The organism is Nocardioides sp. J9, assembly GCF_007829375.1.
In the GTDB taxonomy this organism is placed as follows: Bacteria; Actinomycetota; Actinomycetes; order Propionibacteriales; family Nocardioidaceae; genus Nocardioides.
The window spans coordinates 1-2409 of sequence record NZ_VLJQ01000068.1 but is presented as its reverse complement, the minus strand read 5'-3'; the positions used below and the strand labels follow the sequence as shown (position 1 = coordinate 2409).

The 2409-nt window shown below is 74.5% G+C and carries 2 protein-coding genes; one reads left to right on the top strand and one right to left on the bottom strand.

The window, feature by feature from the left end; genetic code table 11:
* A partial coding sequence (locus L615_RS23240) for an ATP-binding protein (protein WP_186449818.1) occupies positions 1 to 913 on the bottom strand: 913 nt, incomplete at its 3' end.
* 130 nt (positions 914 to 1043) lie between these two features.
* On the opposite strand from L615_RS23240, the gene L615_RS10270 reads away from it, so the two are divergent.
* Positions 1044 to 2409, top strand: a 1366-nt coding sequence (locus tag L615_RS10270) for a lysine--tRNA ligase (RefSeq protein ID WP_186449817.1), incomplete at its 3' end; no start/stop codon positions are given.

Here is a 2409-nt window from a genome sequence, read left to right as displayed (position 1 = left end):
GCCGGTCGCGGGCCTCGGCCACCTCGAGGCCGAGGACCTCCGCGACCGCGTCGAGGTCGGCGTGCTCGTCGAGCAGGGTCAGGGCAGCCAGCACGTCGGCCGCGCCGGGCTGCGCCGCGACCCGCCGCGCCGCGACGCCGCGGGTGGCCGCCGCGTCCACCGCCGTCCGGGGGTGGACCCCGGACATCGGGTCGGCCAGGACGTGGCGCACCAGCAGCGGCAGGCCGCCGGTCACGGCGAGCACCTCGCGCAGGGCCTGCGGGTCCGGCGTACGGCCCACCTCGCACAGCCACTCGTCGACGGCGTCGGCGTCGAGCGCCCCGAGGGTGGTCGCCACGGCGTGCGGTCGTGCGAGGAGCGGCTCGAGGGCCCCCGGCCGCTCGTCGGCACGGTGCACGAAGACGAAGACGATGCGCTCGTCGGTGATGACCGCGGCGGCACCCGCGGCCCGGCCGACCGAGGCGGTGTTGACCCAGTGCGCGTCGTCGAGCACCACCAGCAGCGGGCCCTCCTCGGCGAGGCTGCGCAGCGCCCAGGTGATGGACCGGACCAGGTCGGCGCTCTCGATGCCGGCGCGCCCCTCGGTGAGCGCGCGGCGGACCAGCACGCCCGGCCCGTCGAACGGCGCCCGGCCGGGCTCGCGCTCCACGAGCAGCTGGTCGAACCAGTCGGCGCAGACGCTGAGCGTGTCCATGTCGTGGGCGAGCGGGTTGCCGACCGCCGAGAGCACCCGCCAGCCGCGGGACCGGGCGTCCGCCCGCACGCGGTCGAGCAGTGCGGTCTTGCCGACACCGGGCGCTCCGTCGACCACCCAGGCCGACGCCGCGCCGGCCTCGGCGCCGGCCGCGAGGCGCTGCCACGTGGCGAGCTCGGCGTCGCGGCCCACGAACGCGACGTCGGCCCTGCGACCCATCGACACCCCCACGGAGACCTCGGGCCCTCGCGGGCCCCGGGGCCGCGCGCGGCGGCCCGATTGCAGACCCCTCATCGTAATGAGCGCCCGAATCGGCACCCGCCCCGGTGCCCGCCTAGGCTTGGGCGTCGTGGCACGAGGACAGCGCGACCAGCAGCAGGCCCCCAGCGACTGGGTGACCCGGACCGCCGACATGGCGCTCCGGCACGCCGAGCAGGTCAACGGCGGCACCCTTCCCGACCTGGTGACGTGCGCGTCCGGCATCAGCCCGTCCGGCCCGATCCACCTCGGCAACCTGCGCGAGTTCCTCACCGTGCACTTCGTCGTCGAGGAGATCCGCCGCCGCGGCATCAACGTGCGCCACCTGCACAGCTGGGACGACTACGACCGCTTCCGCAAGGTGCCCGCCGGCGTCGACCCGGCGTTCAACGAGCACATCGGCCGCCCGCTGTCGGCCGTGCCCGACCCGACCGGCGAGTTCGAGAGCTGGGCGGAGCGCTTCAAGGCGCCGCTACGTGCCGCGCTCGCCGACCTGGGCTGCGACATGGTCGAGGTCGACCAGACCGAGATGTACCGCGCCGGCACCTACCGCGAGCAGGTGCTCACCGCGATCCGCGAGCGCCACGAGATCGAGACCGTGATGGCGCGCTTCCGCACCAAGAAGGTCGCCGACGCGGTTGACGCCGCCGAGGAGGCCGAGGGCGGCGCCACCGCCGAGGTCGACGAGGCCGGCCACGGCGCCAGCGAGGACCTGGCCCGCTTTCCCTACAAGCCCTACTGCCGCGGCTGCGGCCGCGACACGGTCACCCTGACGTCGTACGACGACGAGACGACCGACCTCGCCTACACCTGCGACGTGTGCGGCGACTCCTACGTCACCAACGTCGCCACCCAGGACGAGGGCAAGCTGGTCTGGAAGGTCGACTGGCCGATGCGCTGGACCTTCGAGGGCGTGCACTTCGAGCCCGGCGGCGTCGACCACGCGACCCCCGGGTCGTCGTACACGGTCGGCAAGGAGATCGTCGGCCCGGTCTTCGGCGGCACTGCCCCGAGCTTCGTCGGCTACTCGTTCGTCGGCGTCGCCGGCATGCCGAAGATGTCGTCGTCCAAGGGCGGCGTGCCGACCGCGGCGGAGGCGCTGCGGATCCTCGAGGCGCCGATCCTGCGCTGGCTCTACGTGCGCCGGCAGSCGAAGCAGGCGTTCAACGTCGACTTCGGCCAGGAGGTGCTGCGCCTGTACGACGAGTGGGACGCGCTCACGAAGAAGGCTGCGATCCCGGAGAAGCGCGACGCGGCCGTCCTCGCGTGGGAGCGGGCCTCCGCGACGTCGAGCGCCGGCACCCTGCCGACCCCGAACGTCGTCGTCCCCTTCCGGATGCTGTCCTCGGTCGCCGACGTGACGGCCGGCTCGCGCGAGATCACCGCCCGCACCGTCGGGGCCAGCGAGGCCGACCTCGAGCCGCTCGCGAGCCTGACCGCGGACGAGCAGCGGTGGC